1 protein-coding gene is annotated in these 637 nt (G+C 67.0%); it reads right to left on the bottom strand.

Going from position 1 to position 637, the window contains the following annotated elements; genetic code table 11:
• A partial coding sequence (locus G1E_RS29510) for a serine dehydratase beta chain (RefSeq protein ID WP_047149876.1) occupies positions 1-637 on the bottom strand: 637 nt, incomplete at both ends.

Genomic DNA, 637 nt, shown 5'->3' with positions numbered 1-637 from the left:
CGCGCAGGCTGGCCTCCGGGTGCCGGCTGAGCTGGCGGTACAGTGCCGGTGCCCGGCGCCTGACCTTGAGCCCACCCGGCAGAATGCCCTCATGCTGGCAGCCGGCTTCGACGCAGTCCTGCATCACTTGCCAGATGCGCAGCAGCCCGGCGCGGGTTTCTGCCTCTGGGCGCCAGGCCTGCTCGTTGGCCAGCATTACCTGGCTGACCGCCAGGTTGTGCGTGGTGCAGTGGCCAAGCAGCTGTTTGGCGGTGGTGAACGGGTAGGCCAGGGCGGTGCTGTCCTCGACAATGCGGTCGTGGCCGGGGGGGGGGTCGGGGCCGGCGGCGGCTTCGTCAACCACAAAGCCGCCGCCCACCGAGTAGTACTCGCGGCTGCGGATTTGAAGGCCGGCGTTGTCGAATGCGCGGAAGATCATGCCGTTGGGGTGGTAGTCCAGTGGCTTGCGGATCATTGCCAGGTGCTGCTTTTCATTGAAGGCAATGGTGTGCTCGCCCAGCAGCTTGAGCTTGCCACTGCTGCGGATGGCCTGCAGGCGGGCGGGGATGCTGTCGGTATCGAGGGTGTCCGGCTGTTCGCCTTCAAGGCCGAGCAACACGGCCTTGTCACTGCCGTGGCCTTTGCCGGTGGCACCCAG

Source organism: Pseudomonas sp. TJI-51 (assembly GCF_000190455.2).
Lineage (GTDB): Bacteria > Pseudomonadota > Gammaproteobacteria > Pseudomonadales > Pseudomonadaceae > Aquipseudomonas > Aquipseudomonas juntendi.
This window is presented reverse-complemented; position numbering and strand designations above follow the sequence as displayed.